Genomic DNA, 21041 nt, shown 5'->3' on the forward strand with positions numbered 1-21041 from the left:
TAAGACAACAATGAGGATCAAATGAGTATTTTTCCAAAATTAAGGCAGCCAGAGGGCAGTTTGTATTGTGGTCCTTATTGTGTGGTTGCATGTTTAGCAGCTTTGGGGAGATTGCCTTTTACATCGTCTATTGAATTACGAAGATATGTACCAGAAGAAGTTGCATTCACAGGGTCTTCAATAGAAATAAACGATTCATACGACTTAACCAGCCTTGCACTAGAGCTCTACAAAGTCACCGGGATTATTACACCCGGAGGGAATCCAGAATATATAGAACACTCGGGGTACAACTCCCTGGGCGCAATGCTTTATGTTCTTGGTCAATTTGGCTTGCAGTGTAAAGTTGTCATTCGTGACGATGAAACAAACCGATACTTGCGTAAGGTGTTTCCTGTCGAATTCCAGCTGATGGAAAAATTACAGGTTCCGGTGAGCATTCTGGATATGGAGGAATCTACCCCAAATAAAACGATGCTTATATCCGTCATTTCGGTGGAGGATTCCTTGCATTACATTCTCAATAGTGCCCAAGGCGAGTGGTTCGACTCAGGCGTCGATGGCGTGACGAACTCCAAGTGGGCTTTCATTGAAAATTGGCAATCTTCAAACGATAAGAGAGAGGGGGCGTCTTGGCTAGGGGTATCCGTTCAAATTTCATATTAAACGCGAAATAGCGACCAAACTGGATGTGTTCTCAAGTGATAATTTATTGCTAGATATCGGCAGCTATTGCGATATCTAGCAATATTTCATCTACGCCAATTTACCGAGTTTTAACTAACTGGCCTTCATCGTTCTGACGAATGGTACGCCGTCGTTGTCATGATGAACATTCGCTTCCACTTGATAGATGTCTTTTACTAACTCTGTGGTTAAGACTTCTTTTGGCGAGCCTACGCTAACCAATTCCCCCTGTTTTATTACCAATAGATTATCGGCGTACTGCGCGGCGAGGTTGAGATCATGCAATACCATGATGCTCACGTAGTTCTCGGCACGGGTTTGAGTCACGAGATGATCAAGCAACACATGTTGGTGATGAAGATCAAGCGCGCTGACGGGTTCATCAAGCAGCATAATTTGTGGGTTACGCATGATGGCTTGCGCGAACAAAATCATTTGACGCTGACCACCACTTAAAGAGCTTACGTTCCGGTTCGCTAAATGCGCCATACCAATACTGTTTAGTATTTGTAAGCCTTCACCAAGTAATTTGTCATCGATGCGCAGGCTTAAACTGTCTAAACGTCCCATCAGTACAACTTCAAGAACGGTCAAACTAACCTGTAAGCCGATGTCCTGTGGCATGTAACCAAACTTGGCACGCCATGAGGAGAGAGACTTGCTATCTAGCTCGTCACCGTAATGAGAAATGGAACCACTGGCCAGATTCACATCTCCAAAAATGGCTTTGAGTAGCGTACTTTTACCCGCGCCATTTGGACCAAGAACGGCGGTTACCTGACCCGGTTCCAATGTGAAATTGAAGTTCTTGGCAAGGGTAAGTGACTCAATCTGAATATTTACATTATTTGCTACCAGCATCATTAACCTCGCTTCGCCAAAATCAACCAGAAAAAGAAAGGTACTCCGATGATCGCCGTAACGATACCGATCGGAAATAATGCACCTGGAACGATGATCTTTGACAGTACAGAAGCACCAGAAAGCAAGAACGCACCAATTAAGAAGGAGAGCGGTAAGAAGAAGCGCTGATCTTCTCCCACCATAGATTTGGCCATGTTTGGCGCGACGATGCCTACAAATCCGATGATCCCGACGAAACTGGTGACAGTAGCCGTGATGACAGCAACGATAAACAGTGTTTTCATGCGTAAGCGAGTGATGTTCACGCCGACGCTTTTCGCTCGCTCTTCACCCAGTCGTAGGGCGGTAAGCTTCCATGCGTCTTTCAGTAATAATATCCCGCCGACGAAGACAACTGCAGAGGTAATCGCGACTGTATTCCAGGTTGCTTTCGTTAAGCTACCAAACAGCCAAAACAGGATCTGCTGGCTAAGCTCTGGAGAGGAGACAAACTGCACCAGAGATAAGAGTGACTGGAATAAGAACAGTAGGGCAATACCCGCCAGAATGAGTTGTCCCGAGCTAATATGACGCGCTGAGGCTAACGAGAATAGAAAACACGCTGAAAGCATACAGCATAAGAATGCGCCCATCGGCACCGCGTAATAGCTGCTTAAACCGAAGGACCCCATATATAGAGTAATCGCAGCGCCAAAACCAGCCGCCGCAGCCATACCCAAGGTGTACGGACTGGCCATTGTATTATTGAGTAAGGTTTGCATCTCTGCGCCGCCCATACCAAGCGCGCCGCCAACAACAATCGCCATTATCGCGATTGGCAGTCGTAACTCAGTCACAATGATTTGGGTGGATGGCGCAACTTGGTATGGCAAGCCGATGAACTCAAACAGAGAGTGGAGTACTTTGGTTGCATCCAGTAAAGAGGGGCCTGTCATGATATCAAGAATGAAGGTCGTCAGGATGAGTAAGCCAAAAGCTCCGATCACCAAGATTCGACGTTTTTCACTCTTACGTTGTTGCTGAATAAGTTGTTCTAAAACTGCAGATTGCACGACTTACTACCTAATTATTATTTATTTTACGACCAGTAGAGGAGCCTACAGAGCTCGTGAGAAGGTGGCGATATTAGCACTAATGATAGTTAGTTGCATTATCGTTAACAAAAGAATTAATATACGCCACGAGGGTGGAAGTGTCTCTGCCTGACTCATGGAATAAAAAGGAACCTTCTTGATGTTGAAACACTTATTCGCGCTTGCTGCTGTTTGCGTTAGCACGTTGTCTTTTGCCGAACAAACTACCGTTACAGATGTATTAGGGCGTGAGGTTACGTTTGATTCGCCGGCGAAAAGAGTGGTAGTCGGATTCTACCCAGAAGATTACATGGCAATCGGTACCGAAGCGGCGTATGACAACGTTGTAGGCATGTCAAAGTACATTTGGCAGGCACGCTCAGCAAGTTGGCAGGCGTATGTGGCGCATCGACCATCATTGGATAATATCCCTGAGATTGGCCGTGTCGATACCAATGCGTTTTCTGTTGAGAAGGTAATAAGCCTGAGCCCGGATGTGGTAATGCTTGCGGATTGGCAGTTCAAAGCACTGGAGTCAGACGTTGAGCGCATGAAGAGCGCAGGTATTGCCGTTATCGTGGTGGATTACAACGCTCAAACGGTAGAGCGTCATGTTCAGACGACTAAGCTGATTGGTGAAATCACCGGCCAGCAAGAGCGTGCAGAGACCATCGCGAATGAATACAAACAGAACGTTGAGATGATCAGCGAGCGATTAGCCAAAGCCAATCTGGATAAACCGAAAGTTTACACCGAATACGGTGCGTCTGGTGTTAATGAGGTTGGCTACACATTTGGTAAAAACATGTGGGGCGCTATTGCGACAATGGCGGGTGGCGACAACATTTCTGCACCGTTTGTTGAATGGTGGGGCAAACTGAACCCAGAACAGATCATTGCAGCAAATCCTGATGTTATCGTAATGACTGGCTACGAGTCTGGCAGTGCGGATGATTCGATGATCATGGGCGAAGGTGTTGACGAAGCATTGGCAAAAGAGCGATTAGCGGGCTTTAAAAATCGTATTGGTTGGTCTTCAATTTCTGCGGTGAAAAACAACCGTATGTATGCAGCTTACCACGGTGCTTGCCGCACGATCATCGACGGCGCGTTGATCCAGTTTTATGCCAAAATCATGTACCCAGATGTGTTTAGTGACTTAAATCCAGAAGCGGCTTACGACAACTTTTATCAGAAGTACCTGCCGATCAAACCAGCTGGCACTTTTATGACCGAGCTTTAATCTAAAGCCTTAATATTTAATAAGCCGAAATGAGTCACTCTTGATTCACTTCGGCTTTTTATTTCCCGCCATTCATTGACTACGTGCTATTCCATTGACTAACAGTGGCTAGGCGATTAAGTTTTTAAGTTAGCTTATTTTTTAAAACTGAGCGGCTCTGGATTGAAATACCTGCTAGATCAAAACGAGCCATTAACGGCTTTTCATGCCCCTGATACCAGCTCGCCGGCATATTTGGCTTGAGCTTTACGTGCTCTTGCTTGCTCACCACCACATAGTGCAAAAACGTGTCTAGTGTTTTCGCCATAGCGTCGAAAGACATTTCTCCATCTTTGCTTAGCGTTTTAAGCAAACCAACGACTGCGTCTTCCGGAACCAGCGGATCAATCACACTGTTTTTTCGAGCTTGAACTGAGCTTGATGCAGGTAATTCATTACGCGCGGTTTCCCAACACGGCTTATTCGTTTTACTAACGAGGTTGTGTTTGTAGCAGTAAAAACTAAACAGGAAACGAGGGATGTTGTGCCAGCGTTCTGCCTGAACTTCCAGCCAAATGTGTTGAAGCTCGATATCAGCGTCGGTCATAGAGTTTTACGAAGTTATCAAAAGTAGCGCATTTTAGCGTGGGGCGATGGTATTCGTCCATAAAACGCCGCTTTTGAGCGATGTGAGTGTTTTGGATGCAGAATAAAAAAGGCTCTCGACGAAAGCGAGAGCCTTTGTATCCAACCAGTATCGCCAGTAAGAGGCGATATCTCTGTTTTCGATTATTTCACCAGGTAGTGCTTGATGAACTGAGTGATTTTCACCATATCGTCAACGGCGATGTACTCTTCCGTGGTATGCACTTTTGCCATCCCAGTAGAAAGGTTTACGGTTGTCAGGCCTTTCTTGTTGAAGTTGTTCGCATCGCTACCGCCACCCGTGCCTTTGGTAAACGCTTCGATGCCCATATCCGCGAATGCCGCTTTGATATCAGCAACGTGTGCATTGTCTTCTTCAATAACAAACGCATCGTATGCACGTTTAGATTCGATGTCGACTTCTGCACCGTGTTTTTCTGCAACAGACTCAAAGGTCGAGATCATGTGGTTGACTTGTGCTTCCAGTTTATCGCCATTTAGCGAGCGCGCTTCAGCGACAATTTTTAGCTCAGGCATAACAATGTTGGTCGCCTGACCACCGTTTACCATACCGATGTTAGCCGTCGTTTCTTCGTCGATACGAAGGAGTTTCATCTGATTGATTGCATCTGCCGCAACCATGATTGCGCTGATGCCTTCTTCTGGCGCAAGACCTGCGTGTGCCGGACGGCCTTTGATTGTAGCAACGATCTTTTGCTGGCCCGGAGCCGCTGTCACGATCGTTCCGATTGGGCCACCTGTATCAAGTACGATTGCCTCTTTTGACGTTACATGTGTCATGTCGAAGTACTCAGAGCCAAACAGACCACCTTCTTCATGCACAGTGAAAGCAAGTTCTAACGTTTTGTGCGCTAGATTTTCCGCTTGAATGCAACGTACAGCTTCCATAATTGCGGCGATACCGGATTTGTCGTCACCACCAAGGATCGTATTGCCTTTCGAGCGAATAATACCGTCTTCAATGATCGGTTCAATACCGATACCTGGCGTGACTGTATCCATGTGGCAACTCATCAGGATAGAGCCTTCTTTGTTGCCTTCCAAACGCGCATATACGTTGAAGCCATTGGAAATATGTTCTGGAACAGGAAGCTTTTGAGCGGTAAAGCCTAACTCGCCCAATTGTTCAGCCAGCGTTTCTGCAATTTGCTTTTCATTCATCGATTCGCTGTCAATGCGAACCAGTTGGCAGAAGTGGTCAACTAGACGTTCTTGATTAATTTGTGTCATTTGGAGGTCTCATCTTGTAGGGCGAGGGCGTAAACGGGGAGTTAGAACACGTCCTCTAAACAGAGTCGTTGTTATTACATACAGGAGAGTCAGGGATACTGAGGTGAATCAATAAAGTGAGGAGGCTGACACAATTATAACCAGATATGCTGAGAAACTGATCGCATTGTCAGGCTATGAGAGAAAGGTCATGCAAGCTGAAGGCGCTGCTTTAATGTAAGTGAATGATTTGTTTAAAACATCACCACACTGCCAATAAATATCACCACGGTAACAATCTGTTTACATTATTCTGTGTGGTTGTAATTCAATTAAAATAGAATAAGTAATTGAAATTAAAGTTTAATATTGTGAAATTTACGGGCAAATATTGCATAGAGATTGCGCGTAACAAATATTTTACATTTACACCTTCCAAACCTGAAAACAGAGATTTTGGTTGATGTATTCCAATTTTCTTCCGCCTGCGCCAAGTTAGAAAAATAGTTTAGAAACGCTGTAAACAAATTAATGACGCAAGGAGAAAGTCATGGTGGACGCATACAACCCATTAGGTACAGACGGATTTGAGTTTGTGGAATACACGGCTGCAGACAGTAAAGGCATCGAACAACTCAAAGCACTGTTTGTATCGTTAGGCTTCGCAGAGATTGCCAAGCACCGTTCGAAAGAAGCTTGGTTATATCGTCAGGGTGACATCAGTTTTATCGTCAATGCGCAGCCTCATAGTCAAGCTGAAGCGTTTGCGAAGGTACATGGCCCGTCAGTGTGTGGGATGGCATTTCGAGTAAAAGATGCCACGGCGGCGCTTGAGCACGCAATACAAAACGGCGGAACAGAATACAAAACCGAAATCGGGCCGATGGAACTCAGCATTCCAGCCATTTATGGTATCGGCGAGAGCTTGCTCTATTTTGTTGACCGATACGGTAAGCAGAGTATTTATGATGTCGACTTCCGTTTTTACGATGATGCGCAAGCGCGTCTGGCGAAATCTGATGTGGGTCTTTACGAGATCGATCACCTGACCCATAACGTTAAACAGGGCAACATGGATGTGTGGTCTGGTTTTTATGAGCGCATCGGTAACTTCCGAGAAATTCGTTACTTCGACATTGAAGGTAAACTCACAGGCCTTGTCAGCCGTGCGATGACCGCACCTTGTGGCAAGATCCGAATTCCTATCAATGAGTCCTCTGACGATAAATCGCAAATCGAAGAGTTTATCCGTGAATACAATGGCGAAGGAATTCAGCATATCGCTCTGACAACGGATGACATCTATCAAACCGTTCAAACGTTACGCGACCGTGGTATGGACTTTATGCCAACACCAGATACCTACTACGAGAAAGTTGACCAACGTGTTGAAGGTCATGGAGAAGACGTCAGTAAACTTCGTGAGCTGCAAATCCTTATTGATGGTGCACCAACGAAAGACGGTATCTTGCTGCAAATTTTTACGCAAACCGTGATTGGCCCGGTGTTCTTCGAGATCATTCAGCGCAAAGGTAACGAAGGTTTTGGTGAAGGTAACTTCAAAGCGCTATTTGAATCGATTGAAGAAGACCAAATTCGCCGAGGAGTACTGAACGATGCATAAATGGATCACATTCCCTCATCGGGAGGGAGTGTGCTCAAAGCAAGCACATGCTGATTTCCCGGAAGAGGCAATTTATGAACGTGAAGCAGGTCGAAGTGGATTCTTTGGCCCTGCGGCACATTTTCATCATCAACACGCACCAACAGGTTGGTCTGAGTGGGAAGGGGAGCTTCGCCCACGAGCGTTTGATTTCAATCTCGTAGAGAAAGCCAGCCACATAACGCCTTGGGCAGTGCCGCATTTACTGCATAACGCTAACTGCAAAATCCGTGTTTGGCGTATGGATGAAAAGATGGATTTTCTGGTAAGAAATGCGGACGGCGATGAGCTGCTGTTTATCCACCAGGGGACTGCCGATCTTTACTGTGACTACGGGCACTTAAAGGTGAGCGAAGGGGATTATGTCATGATCCCGCGCTCAACGAGCTGGCGCTTAGAGCCAAGCGAGCCGATGTTTATTCTAATGATAGAAAACACCGATGCGGCTTATACCTTGCCAGAAAAGGGCATGGTGGGAAATCACGCTGTGTTTGATCCTGCCGTACTGGAAACACCGTCGATAAACGATGAGTTCCGAGCGCAATATTCTGAGAACCGTACACAAGTACAGGTGAAACGTCACGACAAAGTTAGCGTGATCACCTATCCGTTTAATCCGTTAGATGCAATTGGCTGGCATGGTGACTTAGCGGTAGTCAAAGTGAACTGGCGTGATATTCGTCCACTTATGTCGCACCGTTACCACTTACCACCGTCCGCGCATACTACATTTGTAGGAGCAGGATTTGTGGTGTGTACCTTTGTTCCTCGTCCGATTGAGAGTGATCCTGGCGCGCTTAAAGTACCGTTCTACCACAATAATGACGACTATGACGAAGTCTTGTTCTACCACGCAGGCGACTTCTTTAGCCGTGACAATATTGAAGCGGGCATGGTGACATTCCACCCTGCAGGCTTTACGCACGGTCCTCACCCGAAAGCATTTAAAGCGGGTCAGGAGTACAAGAAGAAGTTTACCGACGAAGTGGCGGTGATGATAGATACGCGCCACGCGCTTCAGTTCTCGGATGAACTGGAAAAGGTAGAAAACAAAGAATACGTCTACAGCTGGCAAGAAAAATAAGAGGCAAGGATGAAATTAGCAACCAAGAAAAATGGTACTCGTGACGGCCTGTTGATGGTCGTGAGTAAAGATCTAACTCGCTGCGTACCAGCGACAGAAGTGTTCCATCCAAGAAATTTAGCGCCAACGATGCAAGTCGCGCTGGACAACTGGGAAGTAGTAGCGCCGCAATTAGAAGAATTGTACATCGCACTGAATAATGGCACCGTCGCTGGATTTGAAGAATTCGAAGCGCACTATTGTGAATCTCCTTTGCCACGAGCCTATCAGTGGGCAGATGGCAGCGCGTACGTAAACCACGTGGAGCTAGTTCGTAAAGCTCGTGGAGCAGAAATGCCTGAGAGCTTCTGGACAGATCCTTTGATGTATCAGGGTGGTTCAGATGCGTTTATCGGCCCTTGCGACAACATCGAATTTGCCAGTGACGAGTGGGGCATTGATTTCGAAGGCGAAGTCGCGGTAGTGACGGGTGATGTGCCAATGGGTGCGAGTATTGCCGAGGCGCAAGAATCGATCAGGCTCATCATGTTAGTGAACGATGTCTCACTACGCGGACTTATTCCTGCCGAATTGGCAAAAGGGTTTGGCTTCTTCCAATCTAAGCCGTCATCCGCATTTTCTCCTGTCGCGGTAACACCAGATGAACTCGGTGATGCATGGTACGAAAACAAAGTCCATTTACCATTGGTTTCGACCTACAACCACAAGCCATTTGGTTGTCCGAATGCCGGGATAGACATGACATTCGACTTCGCGGATCTCATTGTCCATGCGACTAAAACGCGTCCGCTGTCCGCTGGAGCGATCATCGGCTCTGGTACCGTGTCTAACAAACAAGGTACTGAACATGGCACATCGATTGAAGAAGGTGGCGTCGGTTATTCTTGTATTGCTGAAGTGCGCATGATTGAAACCATCCGCGATGGTAAACCGTCGACGAACTTTATGTCGTTTGGTGATGCAATCAAACTTGAGATGTTTGATGCAGATGGCAACAATATCTTCGGTTCGATTGATCAACAAGTTAGCCAGTACTTGAAGCATTAATGCAGGGAAAATGAATGAGCGAACAGATCACGCTTTATGGATATTGGCGATCCTCCGCGGCTTATCGTGTGCGCATTTGTCTGAATCTTAAAGAGATCCAGTATGAATCAAAATCGGTGCACTTGGTGCGTGAGGGAGGAGAGCAACACAGCGAGGAGTATCACAAACTGAATGCCTCTGAGCTGGTGCCGGTGCTGGTGGATGGTGAGCTTCGATTAAACCAGTCGCTGGCTATTATTCAGTATCTCGATGAAAATTATCCGGATGTTGCTGTCATTCCAAAGCGTTCGCCTTTACGATATCAAGCGCTTTCCATGGCACAGGATATTGCCATGGAGATTCACCCTTTGAATAATTTGCGCGTCTTGCAGTATTTGGAAGGGGAGTTGGCGTGTGATGCAGAACGTAAAGTCGCCTGGATTCATCACTGGATTAACAAAGGGTTTTCTTCATTGGAGGAGAAACTTGCATCCCATCGAAAAACGTATGGTGATTGTAAGTTCAGCCTGACCGATTCGCCGTCTATCGTTGATATTTGCTTGGTACCGCAAGTGTATAATGCGTTGCGCTTTGGTGTTGATTTGGCCGCTTATCCGATAATCAACTCGATTGTTGAAGCCTGTTACCAACTTCCGGCTTTCATTGATGCAATGCCAGAGCATCAACCGGATGCCAACAGTTAGATCTTAGAGCTTAATAGAGGCCTCTGTTAAGCTCATTTCCTACCTTGAATCTCACCATTATTGCAAAATTGAGCCCTTTTGTTGCTCTGGTCAACGTTTCGATTTAGGCTTGAGCAACTTGTTGTTTTCGGCTCGATTTCTCTATGACCAACATTTTTATCATCGTAGTTCTTCTGGTTGTTTTTTTCTTCATTATTCAAAAGTATGTGCTCAAGCATGATGACACCCGAGACTACTCATATCGCTCAAAAGGCGCTTTGTTAAGAGGGCAAGAAGCTGCGTTTTTCAATGCCTTAAGAACCGCTGTTGGCGATCACGCGGTGATATTTAGCAAAGTTAATATGTCCAGCTTGGTTGCGCCGAAGGACATTAAAAACAAAAGGCAGCTTTTTGTGGCGAGTAACCGTATTTCCAGAAGCTATTTTGACTATGTAATTTGTGACCCGCGTACGTTAGAACCGCGAGTGATCTTAGAGTTGGATGATGGAAAGCCTCTTAACAAAGGCAAGGCTGCGCGACAAAAGCTGCTGATTCACGTGTGTAAAACAGCCAATTTACCGTTAATTGGTACATCGACGAAGCACAGCTATCAAGTAGGGCGATTACGTCGTTTACTTGCGGCCCACATCGATTTGATTGAGCCGGATAAAGAGGTGCGTTTTTGTAAAAAGTGCAGCAGCCCGATGATAATTAAGACAGCCAGCCAAGGCGAATTTAAAGGCCGACGCTTTTTCACGTGTAGCCGTCAACCAAACTGTACTTACACCGAGAACTACAACGTGGTGTTTGATGTTCCAAACGAGTAACAATAAACGATTAGTGATCTAGAAAACGATAAGTAAAATTTATCTTGGCTGAGGCTTTGACTTGTTTGAGTCAAAGCCTTTTTAGTAACTTAGGACCAAGCATTTAGAAGTAATTTGGATATCAGTCCTATACTTTGAAAAGAGAAACAAAAAGTAGGTTAGTGCTATGCGATATGGATGGATTTTTGCTCTGCTGCTGTTCGTTTCAAATGCTAATGCTTTTCCTAATTTAAAGCCGTTGGAATGTAGGCTTACTGATACACCAGAAGACCATTTTTTGTTTTATCGAGATCAAATGGTTTATCACAGCGAGCAGTTTGTCATTTTTCAAAACTTCAAAGGGCGAGTTGTCACTCAAGTGGATCTTAAAACTGGCGAATTGATTCGTACCACCTATATCGGTGAACCATTTGAGCCTAAATACCAAATTCTGTTCGGTTCTTGTCCTGATGTTTCCTACACCTTGCAGATCTGGATATTGAGTGACGTACCTTATGATAATTAAGCAAAAATTCGAAAGTTACCTAGATCACGTTTTTATATCTGAATTGGATGCGTTTCGCTTATAAAAACGCCTGAAAACGAGGCTTGAGTTTACATTTTCGCCAAACGATTCAAAGTTAGTGAATTTATGCTTGCACCCCAGATAGCTTATGGCTAATATCCCACTCGTTCCAGAGAAATGCGTCCGTAGCTCAGCTGGTTAGAGTATCGCCTTGACATGGCGGGGGTCGGTGGTTCGAGTCCACTCGGACGCACCATTCTGATTTGAATGGTAAGCAGGAACACAAAATTTGGGTCCGTAGCTCAGTTGGTTAGAGTACTACCTTGACATGGTAGGGGTCGGCGATTCGAGTTCGCCCGGACCCACCAAATTTTATGCAAAGCCCGCATTCGTGCGGGCTTTGTTGTATCTAGGGTTTATCTAATCCAGCCCAAACTTTCTCATCTAGATTTTGCATATTTATGTGCATAATATGCACTGAGTCATACCTTATTAGGCACAGATGGTCACCATTGTGACCATTTGGTGACCACGAGTTCGCCGATAGCAATAAAAAGCAAAGCCGAAATGGATAGCCAATCAGGTTGGTTACGAAGATATCTGTGCATGTCGAAAGGTCTTTATCAATGTTGTTCGATTAACTCCACGAGAATTTCAAAAGAGATTTTGCTGATTCTGGTTGAATCGAATCTGTCCAAAAGTGTGCTTGAGAGCAGTAAGTGCTGTTCACAATTCTTGGTTATTTCGCATAATTCAAAAGCTACATATTTGCTACATGGAATTTTGTTTCTGGTTGAGTTTAATTGATTAACTTGTTGATATTGTATTATTTTTATTTATTGTTATTACACCTTAACGCGGTCTTTTATCAGATTATCTACTAGGAAATCACGCAAGTTTTATTACTGGTAACGACATCATAATCGACGGTGGTGTAATAGCGGCGATGCGTACCAATAAAGTTCAGTTGCCGGGTTAATATCTGCGATATTCCTAAAGGTTGTTACAAAACCCCCAACAGCAAGTAGTACAACAACGCCAATCTTTAATTTCGTGCTAGCCATTATTCAGGCACAAAATTATCCCCCCCGTTGTGTGTAAGTCATCACCAAATTCGTGCAGTAGTTTGTTGAGAGCTACCATTTCCGTGTTGAGAAACGAAAAGTTAAAATTTACCAATTTAGTGCATTCAGTGTGTAAAACTACTTAATAAAAAAATAAATATAATCAGTTAGTTAATAAAACAACACGCGTTGACTAAAACGTAAGTTGTTAGCTTGACCATTCATCACCCGCGCTTCTTTCTGTTCTAGATTCACCCGTGATTGTTCCTTCACCCCCAGTGCTGGTGCAATGCTTTATCGATAAAAGTGCAACAGATCTCAATGCATCTAGTTTTTATGCAATATTTATAATATTCATCACATAATGGGAATGTATTTTTCATTTTATGTTTAAAGTGAAAAATATATTCCGTAAAAATAGAACGTCAAATGCACAAAATATAGGTGAACGACATGAAACTATCCCGATGTACAGAAGTTCCTTCTGATTTCTCCTTCAATGGAACGCTGACTAACAAGCCCTTACCAAATGACAAATATACACATACGGAGGTGGTATGAATACGCAACGATATAATGCAACTTACGTTTACTGGCTTTGCTGTATCGCAACTTTGGGAGGCATTCTGTTCGGTTTCTCCACTGGTGTGATTGCGGGGGCCCAAGAATTTATACAACTTTATTTTGACTTAGACTCCACAGAGACTGGCTGGCTAGTATCCAGTATATTTTTTGGCTGCATCTTAGGTGCTGGTATTGCCGGAAAGCTGGCCGATAAGCTTGGTCGTAAAAAGACCTTGTTCCTGTCGATGTTGGCGTTTTTTATCTCTACCATTGGCTCCACATTTGCTGATTCCTTTACTGTTTTTTCACTTGCCCGCGTTGTGTCGGGAATTGGTATCGGCCTTGCGAGTACAGTGGCTCCGATGTACATGGGAGAAATTGCACCAAAAGAAATCCGCGGTAAATCTTCTGGGATCTGGAACGTTTCTCTAGTCGGCTCCCAAATGCTGATTTTCCTGATTAACTTTATTATTGCGAAAGGCATGGCGGAAACTTGGCTTGTTGAGCTAGGGTGGCGTTGGATGATGGGGGCTCAGTTTATTCCTGTGGCATTAATGTTCGTCGGAACACTGCTTCTGCCGGAAACACCTGAGTGGTGTATCAAAGCTGGCAGGGCTAAAGAAGCGGTGGATGTGCTTGCAAAAATCTATCCAGATCTAAATAAAGAAGAAGCACAACAGATATTTGAAGCTCGTAAGTCTGACAGTGATTCTACCTCTAAAGGTGCTAACAACCTGCGATTTATATTCCGTACTCCGGTCTTACGCTATGGCATGATCGTCGGATGTACGGTGGCGATGTTACAGCAAGTCACAGGTGCTTCTGTTGTACTTTACTATGCCCCGGTCATCCTACAAACGGGAGAGGTAACCCAAGAAACGATCCTTTTCCAGACGATCTTCCTTGGACTGCTGAATGCTATTGGTGCGTTTATTGGCATGAACTTGTTTGATCACTTTGGTCGTAAACCGATCATGAAAATCGGTACTGTCGGCTCGATCATTTCCTTGCTGATGATTTCTTACAGCATGTACACGCACCACACTGGTTACTTTTCGATTATGTCGGCCTTAATTTTTATTGTGATGTTTGCAATAAGCTGGGGTTCCGGCTGCTGGGTACTGATCTCTGAAATTTTTCCGGCACGAATCAAAGAGTATGGTATGGGCTTTGCCGTAATGCTGATGTGGATGGTGAACTTTGTGGTTGCTCAGGTATTTCCGATGATCAATGACATTCCTATTCTTCAGGAAACATTTAATGGTGCCTTTACTATGTGGATCTTCGCTGCTCTCAACGGCTTCTGTCTGTTCTTCCTGTCGCGATATGTTCCGGAAACCAAAGGCGTCGCACTAGAAGACATCGAAGATCTCTTGCAGCAGCACATGCAAAGTTTATCTAATCAACAACCAACTCAATCTACCGCTACAACGAAATAAGGTAAAAGGAAATTACTATGCTTAAAACACTACATGGCATTTCTACTCATTACTGTAATGTATTAACTGAAGTACGTATCGCGGCAGAAACCGGTTATGACGCTGTTGAGTTTCTCCATTATAAGCTATTGCGATATCTGGATAACGGTGGCTCAACTCAAGAGTTGAAGCAAACTATTGACCGCTATGGACTGAAAACCGGCTGTTTGAACGCACTCATTGATATTGAACGTTATCAAGGTGAAGAAAAACAGCAGTTGTTGGCAGATGCCACACGATTAACGCAGATTGCCGCAGAGTTAGAATGTCCTACTATCCAAATTCTGGCACAACACGGAATTGATCATTTACCGGCTGACCAAATCATGGACATCATTACAGAAAATGTCTCTCAAATTGCTGATATCGGTCTTGAATACGGAGTTCGCTACCAAATTGAAGTGATTGCTCACACTAAATTTAATACGTTAGGTCAGGCTCTTGAAGTCATTAGACGTATTAATAAACCCAATGTCGGTTTAGTCATCGACTTCTGGCATCTTTACGCCAGTGGTTCAACTCCTGCTGATGTGGCGGCACTGGATCCAAGCCTCATCTTTGGTGTTCATTTCTGTGATGGTCGAAAACCAGAGTCTGGAGAAGCATGGAAGGAAAACGTATTACGTGCCTATATGCCAGGTGAAGGAGACATTGATATTCAGGCATGGACGGACGCTGTAAAAGCGACTGGCTTTGATGGTGTCTGGTCTGCAGAACTTTTCAGTCCTCGTTGTTGGGAAATGGATCATCACGAATTGGCGCAAGCCGTGATTAAAAACATGACTGAGTATACCGGGTAAGCACTTAATTAAATCTAATAAGCGGTTATTCCGTTCAAATCTATGGCGGCATTTTTAAACGGTGCCGCCCGTTTCAATTTGAAATACACCTTCTTTATTTGGGGAAGAGCAATGAGCTCTCATCTGAGCTTGAAAGTACTATTAGCGTAACAACCAAACGGCTTTGTTGCCGAATTCGAATGAAAGGCACTACTCACCTAAAACGGCTGTATTTTATACAACGTACTGGGTTTCAGGCATACCTAGACTAGTGAGCTTGTTAAACGCTTTGATCATCGCGTAAGTTTCTCCAACTTGGGTATTGTAGATTCGCAGGATTAATGATTACCAAATAGTTTATTTACATAATGAATCGTTGTCTCTAACAGTGGACGTTTATGATAGCCGTACGTCTTCTTCCATTTCTTGTTTTAGCCATACAGCTTTTGACAACCAACAGCCTGATTACGCAGATATCCCTTTTCCCAAAAGGCAGCACCTCCACGCAGAGGGAAATGTGAGTGAGCCACGATTGATAAGAGAGGTATTGTACTGGAGCCAATTGGTGGTTTTGTAGCGGGGCTTCGGAATGAAATCATAGTCAATGAGTGAATGTCTCTGATCTAATCGTAAGATTCGGATTTAGTTCTCTCGATTTCTGCAAAAAAGCCAAGTTATTGTTAATGCGTGAGGATTAAATATTTCGTAATATTTTAAAATAAAAAATATATTTTATTGTAATACTTGTTAAACGATTGCGATAATTCTGTGACTTAGATAACATTGGACTTCTTGTTACATTCTGCAACACTTATTTACGAGTTATTCATTGGTGGAAACATAGATTATCCCATGTGGCTATTCTTGTTCTTCCGAATTGGTTAATCGTAAGTCAATGATTTAACCCAAAATGGAATAAACATTCCGCATTGCTTGTTGGTTTGTAAGTGTATTCCATACTTTTGACATGTATTTACATGAACGCAATAGGTTGATCTCACAATGGATAGAAGAAGTGCATTGAAACTTCTAGGTCGGGCGGCGTCCGCACTAGTAGTTGCACCACACGTTAACGCACGTGAAATGAAAGCGGTACCACATGAAACGGCAATGAGTGAGGACCACTTACCCGTGCCTGCTCAAGCTGGTTGGAAAGTCTTCGTTGACCCGAAAGATAGAGCTGTACTAAGTGCGATTTTCGATCGTCTGATCCCAGCTGACGAGTATGGTCCTTCAGCAAGCGAAGCGGGCTGTATCGAGTTTCTCGATGACCAGTTGGCTGGTGACTATGGTTCAGGCAAAGCGCTGTATCTGGAAGGTCCGATAGATCGCAAAAATGAAGCGGCAATCATGGGTAAACCGCAATTTCTCGCTACGCCTAAAGAACGCTACCTCTCAGGAATAAAAGCGCTGGAAGCATACTCAAAAAATAACTTCGGGTCTTCGTTGGATGCGCTATCTCCTGACAATATGGATCAGTTTCTGCTCAATTTAGAGGCTGGAAAAATTGAACTGGGCAAAGAGGTTGACGGTCAGGCCCTGTTCGAACTCATGCTACAAAATGCTCGCGAAGGTTACTTGTCTGATCCGCTTTACGGCGGTAACCGAAATATGGCTGGCTGGAAAATGATTGGTTTTCCTGGTGCACGCTACGACTACCGCCCTTATATCGCCCGAAGAGGCGAAGAGCTTGACTTGATTCCAGTCAGTTTAATCCCGAACGATTAATCCGGAGCAATATAATAATGACAATTCAAAGAGCAAAAGCCGACGTTGTGATCTGTGGCTTAGGGTGGTCGGGATCGATCATCGCTGAAGAACTGACACGCGCTGGTTTAAATGTCGTTGCAATCGAACGAGGCGCATGGCGCGATACATCAACCGACTTCCCACCAGCAGTGGACCCCGATGAACTGCGCTGGCAAACTCGCCGAGCGATGACTCAGCCAATGAGCGTAGAAACGACGACATTCCGTAATCGTACAGGTCAGGCTGCGGCTCCAGTGCGTAATTGGTCTGCGTATCAATTTGGCTGGAACGTGGGTGGCGCTGGTACACACTGGGCTGGAATGTCATGGCGCTTTACACCATGGGATTTTGAAGTCGCCACTCGAACTCGTGAGCGTTACGGGAAAGATAAAGCGAAAGATCTTCAACTTCAGGACTGGGGAATCACCTACGAAGAACTGGAACCATATTATGATCGCTTTGAACGTATTGCAGGTACTTCCGGTAAAGCAGGTAATATTCAGGGAGAAAAGATAGCGGGCGGTAACGTATTTGAAGGCCCTCGTTCGCGTGATTACCCAACGCCACCACTACTAGACACGAACTGGATGTCTAAATATCGTAAAGTCACCTCAGACATGGGATATCACCCATTTACCGTACCTGCGGGTAACTTATCTCAGGCCTATGTGAATCCACTTGGTGTTTCCATGGGACCTTGTACTTACTGTGGTTTCTGTGATTTTCATGGATGCGGTAACTTTTCTAAATCTTCACCGCAAGCTTGTATTCTTCCGGTTCTGATGCGTCGTAAGAATTTTACTTTGCTTACTGAAACCGAAGTGTTGCATGCCGTTAAACACAACGATGGCAAGAGCGTCAAAGGTGTTAAATTCATTACCAAAGAAGGTAAAGAAGGATTTCAACCTGCTGATATCGTGTGTATCACAGCTTACCAGATGGATAACGTTCGTCTGATGCTGCTTTCTGGCATTGGTGAGCAATACGATCCAAAAACTGGCAAAGGCACTATCGGTCGAAACTACAGCTACCAGACTTGTTCTAGTGTGACTGGCTTCTTCGATAACGAGAACATGAACCCATTTATCGGTGCTGGCGCGCTGGCGGTTCAAATCGATGACTTTAACGGTGATAACTTCGACCACAGCGATGTCGACTTTATCGGTGGCGCGGGCATCATGGCGTTTAATACCAACGGCCGTCCAATTCAGAATGCCGACGCTATCCGTCCGGGAACCCGACGTTGGGGTAGCGAGTGGAAGAAAGCGTACTCTCGTGATTACCAAAACGCTGCAACTATGTTCTGTCAGGGAACATCGATGCCATCACGGGATTCATATCTAAGTCTCGATCCAACATACCGTGATCGTCACGGTCAGCCATTATTGCGACTGACGTTTGATTGGAACAAGAACGACCAGCGTATGGCGAATTATGTGACCGACAAAGCGGTTAACATTATGAAGCAGGCTGGTGGTAAAGACTTGATGATCGACAATCAGGCAGAAAGTAGCTGGAACCCATACAAACAACACAGCTCTCATACCATTGGTGGGGCAGTAATGGGCGCGGATCCGACAACTTCAGCGTTAAATCCATACTTACAAAGCTGGGATGCACACAATGTGTTTGTGGTTGGTGCTTCTGCGTTTCCGAACAATGGCGGCTACAACCCAACGTTAACAGTGGGTGCGTTGGCAGTACGCGCGGCTAGAGCCATTCACCAGACCTACATTAACAATCCAGGTCAGTTGGTGAGGGGGTAAGAAAACATGAGTATCGCGAAAAAAGGCTGGTTCAAACTCGTAACCGTAGTCGTTGCTATTGCGTTGATAGTTTCTGGCTGGATGCTTTGGAATACGTTTGATCTTTCACGTTCTGATGTCGCTGATGACACGGTTAAGTTATCTGATTACAAAACTGATGATTTAGATGCGATTGAGCGCGGCGAGTACGTAATGCGAGTCGGGGATTGCTCGGCCTGTCATACTGCTGGTCACGGTGAAATGGCGGGTGGCTATGACATCGCAACGCCGTTTGGCTCTTTGTACAGTTCTAATATCACACCCGATCCAGAAACCGGTATTGGTAACATGACTGAACGGGATTTCTTCAATGCCGTGCGTCAGGGTATAGGTTCACACGGCTTCTTATATCCTGCGATGCCTTACACGGCGTACGTGAAGTACTCAGATCAGGATATGCACGATTTGTGGGCGTATTTCTCAACGGTTGAGCCTGTTAAAAACGACATTGAAGAAACGAAAGATATGCCGTTCCCATTCAATGTTCGCCTGTCGCTTGCTGGCTGGGATATGCTGTTCTTCCACAATGAAGCATTCTCTGTAGATGTAAACAAAGATGCAGAGTGGAACCGAGGTAAATATCTTGTAAATGGCGGTGGTCACTGTTCTGCGTGTCATAGCCCGCGTAACATTATTGGTGCAGAAATTGATAGTCGCTATCTGCATGGAGGAAACATGGGAGACTGGTATGCGCCGGATTTAACTCCTAACCAACACAGTAGCATTAGTCAGATGACGGTTGATGAGATTCATGAATATCTTAAAACTGGTTCAAATGGTATTGCGGTAGCCTCCGGTCCAATGGCGGAAGCGGTTCAGCACTCGACTCAGTACTTTACTGATGACGATTTGAAGTCTATTGGCCACTATCTGAAAAGTCTGGCTCCTTCAGGACAAGGTAAATCTTATTCTAAGCAAGGTGTAACTGAACAAGCTGCACTGGAGTACGAAGTAAATTGCTCAGCATGTCACGGACTCAAAGGAGAAGGTATTTCCGGGATGGTCCCTGCATTTGCGAACAATAAAACCATCGCAGCAGAAGATGCGACTAACTTAATCCATGCGATGCTTAAAGGGACTCGTGCCCCTTATACCGAGACTCGCACTACAGCCGCAGGAATGCCTTCGTTTGCTTGGAAAATGAGTAACCAGAAGATCGCTGATGTTCTGAACTATATCCGTAATACCTGGGACGAAAGCGGCGCACGCATAATTAACGTTCAGGAAGTTGCAGAAATGCGTTCTAAAGTAGAAGCAAGAGAAAAGCTAGAAACACCTTTGCAATAAGTCGTTGATTCATTTTAGACAAAAGAGGTAGCAGCGATGCTGCCTCTTATTCCAACCCCGTCGAGAATGAAATGTAATACCACTGGATAATATTTCTGTGGTTAAGTGAGCTACAATACACTTTTACACAGTAAACGCTTAATTAACCAGTAAAACCTTATTCAGCCTCACTGATTTCTACATTCCACGGCAGAAGAACGGAGAGATCTTCATTTGAAGAGCGCTTCGGTAATTCCCTGAAAGGTGTACTAAGTAGAAGTACGGATTGATGTCGTTCGCACGACAAGTTATGACCAGACTATAGAGGTTTGCACTTGCCGTTGATCCACCAACTGAAGTCGAGAAAATCCAATTTTTCGCCCAGTCGTAAAGGGACACACATCTCTTTCAGTCACGTTGTTATCGAGGCTTTGTTTCGTAATTCAGTTGAACTTAATCAGGAACTTACGATCTGATCGTGTAAACACCAAGCGATTCTGTCGTATCTTTTGTTTTTTCATATTCTTATTATTTATATATAAAATGTAACCGTTTACATTTTGGTGTGTTATATAAGTATGATTGCTTATAAAGTTATGCGGTGAAATCTCCGTTCAAACGACGAGTCTTGTAATCCTTGGAGTAAGGTAACTAAACACGTACAAGATGATACGTCGTTGTTCCGTAAATCGAACTGAGGTGAAACTAAGAATAGCTGGCTAATAGCGCAATATTTTTTGTCGTATGATGAGTTTATTCGAGAGCCTTCCTCTGCAGCGTAACCATCTAAGCGTCGTCTAAATTCATATTTCTCAGAGCAATTTTTG

Annotated in this window: 17 protein-coding genes, 2 tRNA genes and 2 pseudogenes; 15 read left to right on the forward strand and 6 right to left on the reverse strand. The window is 44.7% G+C overall.

The genetic code is table 11. From position 1 onward, the window contains the following. The first annotated feature begins 21 nt into the window (after positions 1 to 21). Positions 22 to 666 (forward strand): hypothetical protein, encoded by a 645-nt coding sequence (locus tag DBX26_RS06445; protein ID WP_118118325.1) that lies wholly within the window; start codon positions 22 to 24, stop codon positions 664 to 666. Between the two features lie 114 nt (positions 667 to 780). On the opposite strand, the gene DBX26_RS06450 is transcribed toward DBX26_RS06445, so the two are convergent. Then, positions 781 to 1551: an ABC transporter ATP-binding protein gene (locus tag DBX26_RS06450; RefSeq protein ID WP_254063515.1), complete on the reverse strand. Its 771-nt coding sequence runs from the start codon at positions 1549 to 1551 to the stop codon at positions 781 to 783. After that, complete coding sequence (locus DBX26_RS06455; protein ID WP_020333135.1) at positions 1551 to 2603, reverse strand: iron ABC transporter permease; 1053 nt, start codon at positions 2601 to 2603, stop codon at positions 1551 to 1553. Before DBX26_RS06455 ends, DBX26_RS06450 begins: the two co-directional genes overlap by 1 nt. A gap of 181 nt (positions 2604 to 2784) precedes the next feature. Here DBX26_RS06455 and DBX26_RS06460 point away from each other — a divergent pair, with 181 nt between their 5' ends. Further along, the gene (locus DBX26_RS06460) at positions 2785 to 3867 is read left to right on the forward strand and encodes an ABC transporter substrate-binding protein (protein ID WP_065302282.1); all 1083 of its coding nucleotides are present in this window, start codon (positions 2785 to 2787) and stop codon (positions 3865 to 3867) included. Positions 3868 to 3991: 124 nt separating this feature from the next. Here DBX26_RS06460 and DBX26_RS06465 read toward each other — a convergent pair whose 3' ends face one another. Further along, complete coding sequence (locus DBX26_RS06465; protein ID WP_118118329.1) at positions 3992 to 4453, reverse strand: hypothetical protein; 462 nt, start codon at positions 4451 to 4453, stop codon at positions 3992 to 3994. A gap of 182 nt (positions 4454 to 4635) precedes the next feature. Beyond that, entirely contained in the window at positions 4636 to 5742 is a 1107-nt protein-coding gene (locus DBX26_RS06470) for a M20/M25/M40 family metallo-hydrolase (protein ID WP_118118331.1), read from the reverse strand. Between the two features lie 529 nt (positions 5743 to 6271). On the opposite strand from DBX26_RS06470, the gene hppD reads away from it, so the two are divergent. From hppD to DBX26_RS06525, 10 genes are all read left to right on the forward strand, one after another. Next, complete coding sequence (gene hppD / locus DBX26_RS06475; RefSeq protein WP_065296749.1) at positions 6272 to 7345, forward strand: 4-hydroxyphenylpyruvate dioxygenase; 1074 nt, start codon at positions 6272 to 6274, stop codon at positions 7343 to 7345. Further along, complete coding sequence (locus DBX26_RS06480; RefSeq protein WP_014231671.1) at positions 7338 to 8468, forward strand: homogentisate 1,2-dioxygenase; 1131 nt, start codon at positions 7338 to 7340, stop codon at positions 8466 to 8468. The genes hppD and DBX26_RS06480 overlap by 8 nt, the downstream gene beginning before the upstream one ends. Positions 8469 to 8477: 9 nt before the next feature. After that, positions 8478 to 9515, forward strand: a complete 1038-nt coding sequence (locus DBX26_RS06485) for a fumarylacetoacetate hydrolase family protein (RefSeq protein WP_118118332.1) — start codon at positions 8478 to 8480, stop codon at positions 9513 to 9515. 14 nt (positions 9516 to 9529) lie between these two features. Beyond that, positions 9530 to 10198: a maleylacetoacetate isomerase gene (maiA, locus tag DBX26_RS06490; protein ID WP_118118334.1), complete on the forward strand. Its 669-nt coding sequence runs from the start codon at positions 9530 to 9532 to the stop codon at positions 10196 to 10198. A gap of 143 nt (positions 10199 to 10341) precedes the next feature. Beyond that, positions 10342 to 11004 (forward strand): DUF2726 domain-containing protein, encoded by a 663-nt coding sequence (locus tag DBX26_RS06495; protein WP_118118336.1) that lies wholly within the window; start codon positions 10342 to 10344, stop codon positions 11002 to 11004. A 166-nt stretch (positions 11005 to 11170) separates the two neighbouring features. After that, entirely contained in the window at positions 11171 to 11509 is a 339-nt protein-coding gene (locus tag DBX26_RS06500; protein ID WP_118118338.1) for a hypothetical protein, read from the forward strand. A gap of 179 nt (positions 11510 to 11688) precedes the next feature. Next, positions 11689 to 11765: transfer RNA gene (locus DBX26_RS06505), tRNA-Val, on the forward strand. Between the two features lie 35 nt (positions 11766 to 11800). Then, positions 11801 to 11877 (forward strand) — tRNA-Val (locus tag DBX26_RS06510). Positions 11878 to 13130: 1253 nt separating this feature from the next. Continuing rightward, positions 13131 to 14576, forward strand: coding sequence for a sugar porter family MFS transporter (locus DBX26_RS06520; protein ID WP_118118340.1), 1446 nt, complete (start codon positions 13131 to 13133; stop codon positions 14574 to 14576). 17 nt (positions 14577 to 14593) lie between these two features. Continuing rightward, entirely contained in the window at positions 14594 to 15415 is an 822-nt protein-coding gene (locus DBX26_RS06525; RefSeq protein ID WP_118118342.1) for a sugar phosphate isomerase/epimerase, read from the forward strand. 213 nt (positions 15416 to 15628) lie between these two features. Here DBX26_RS06525 and DBX26_RS06530 read toward each other — a convergent pair. After that, positions 15629 to 15900 (reverse strand): annotated as a pseudogene (locus tag DBX26_RS06530) (IS5/IS1182 family transposase); the annotation flags it as partial. Between the two features lie 496 nt (positions 15901 to 16396). Here DBX26_RS06530 and DBX26_RS06535 point away from each other — a divergent pair. From DBX26_RS06535 to DBX26_RS06545, 3 genes are read left to right on the forward strand one after another with little or no spacing between them, the layout of a single operon-like run. Next, the gene (locus DBX26_RS06535; protein ID WP_118118344.1) at positions 16397 to 17122 is read left to right on the forward strand and encodes a gluconate 2-dehydrogenase subunit 3 family protein; all 726 of its coding nucleotides are present in this window, start codon (positions 16397 to 16399) and stop codon (positions 17120 to 17122) included. A 17-nt stretch (positions 17123 to 17139) separates the two neighbouring features. Next, the gene (locus tag DBX26_RS06540; RefSeq protein WP_118118346.1) at positions 17140 to 18909 is read left to right on the forward strand and encodes a GMC family oxidoreductase; all 1770 of its coding nucleotides are present in this window, start codon (positions 17140 to 17142) and stop codon (positions 18907 to 18909) included. 6 nt (positions 18910 to 18915) lie between these two features. Then, positions 18916 to 20235: a cytochrome c gene (locus DBX26_RS06545; RefSeq protein WP_118118348.1), complete on the forward strand. Its 1320-nt coding sequence runs from the start codon at positions 18916 to 18918 to the stop codon at positions 20233 to 20235. A gap of 157 nt (positions 20236 to 20392) precedes the next feature. Here the strand turns inward: DBX26_RS06545 and DBX26_RS06550 are convergent. After that, a pseudogene (locus DBX26_RS06550) lies at positions 20393 to 20645 on the reverse strand (transposase domain-containing protein); the annotation flags it as partial. Positions 20646 to 21041: the final 396 nt, after the last annotated feature.

This window comes from Vibrio sp. dhg (assembly GCF_003443775.1).
GTDB classification, from domain to species: Bacteria; Pseudomonadota; Gammaproteobacteria; order Enterobacterales; family Vibrionaceae; genus Vibrio; species Vibrio natriegens.

What these genes read in the sequence shown, in the direction of transcription:
- DBX26_RS06450 (WP_254063515.1), bottom strand. Translation starts at nt 1,551, where the DNA reads ATGATGCTGGTAGCAAATAATGTAAATATTCAGATTGAGTCACTTACC.
- DBX26_RS06500 (WP_118118338.1), top strand. Translation starts at nt 11,171, where the DNA reads ATGCGATATGGATGGATTTTTGCTCTGCTGCTGTTCGTTTCAAATGCT.
- DBX26_RS06540 (WP_118118346.1), top strand. Translation starts at nt 17,140, where the DNA reads ATGACAATTCAAAGAGCAAAAGCCGACGTTGTGATCTGTGGCTTAGGG.
- DBX26_RS06445 (WP_118118325.1), top strand. Translation starts at nt 22, where the DNA reads ATGAGTATTTTTCCAAAATTAAGGCAGCCAGAGGGCAGTTTGTATTGT.
- DBX26_RS06520 (WP_118118340.1), top strand. Translation starts at nt 13,131, where the DNA reads ATGAATACGCAACGATATAATGCAACTTACGTTTACTGGCTTTGCTGT.
- hppD (WP_065296749.1), top strand. Translation starts at nt 6,272, where the DNA reads ATGGTGGACGCATACAACCCATTAGGTACAGACGGATTTGAGTTTGTG.
- DBX26_RS06525 (WP_118118342.1), top strand. Translation starts at nt 14,594, where the DNA reads ATGCTTAAAACACTACATGGCATTTCTACTCATTACTGTAATGTATTA.
- DBX26_RS06485 (WP_118118332.1), top strand. Translation starts at nt 8,478, where the DNA reads ATGAAATTAGCAACCAAGAAAAATGGTACTCGTGACGGCCTGTTGATG.
- DBX26_RS06465 (WP_118118329.1), bottom strand. Translation starts at nt 4,453, where the DNA reads ATGACCGACGCTGATATCGAGCTTCAACACATTTGGCTGGAAGTTCAG.
- DBX26_RS06495 (WP_118118336.1), top strand. Translation starts at nt 10,342, where the DNA reads ATGACCAACATTTTTATCATCGTAGTTCTTCTGGTTGTTTTTTTCTTC.
- DBX26_RS06460 (WP_065302282.1), top strand. Translation starts at nt 2,785, where the DNA reads ATGTTGAAACACTTATTCGCGCTTGCTGCTGTTTGCGTTAGCACGTTG.
- DBX26_RS06535 (WP_118118344.1), top strand. Translation starts at nt 16,397, where the DNA reads ATGGATAGAAGAAGTGCATTGAAACTTCTAGGTCGGGCGGCGTCCGCA.
- DBX26_RS06545 (WP_118118348.1), top strand. Translation starts at nt 18,916, where the DNA reads ATGAGTATCGCGAAAAAAGGCTGGTTCAAACTCGTAACCGTAGTCGTT.
- DBX26_RS06470 (WP_118118331.1), bottom strand. Translation starts at nt 5,742, where the DNA reads ATGACACAAATTAATCAAGAACGTCTAGTTGACCACTTCTGCCAACTG.
- maiA (WP_118118334.1), top strand. Translation starts at nt 9,530, where the DNA reads ATGAGCGAACAGATCACGCTTTATGGATATTGGCGATCCTCCGCGGCT.
- DBX26_RS06480 (WP_014231671.1), top strand. Translation starts at nt 7,338, where the DNA reads ATGCATAAATGGATCACATTCCCTCATCGGGAGGGAGTGTGCTCAAAG.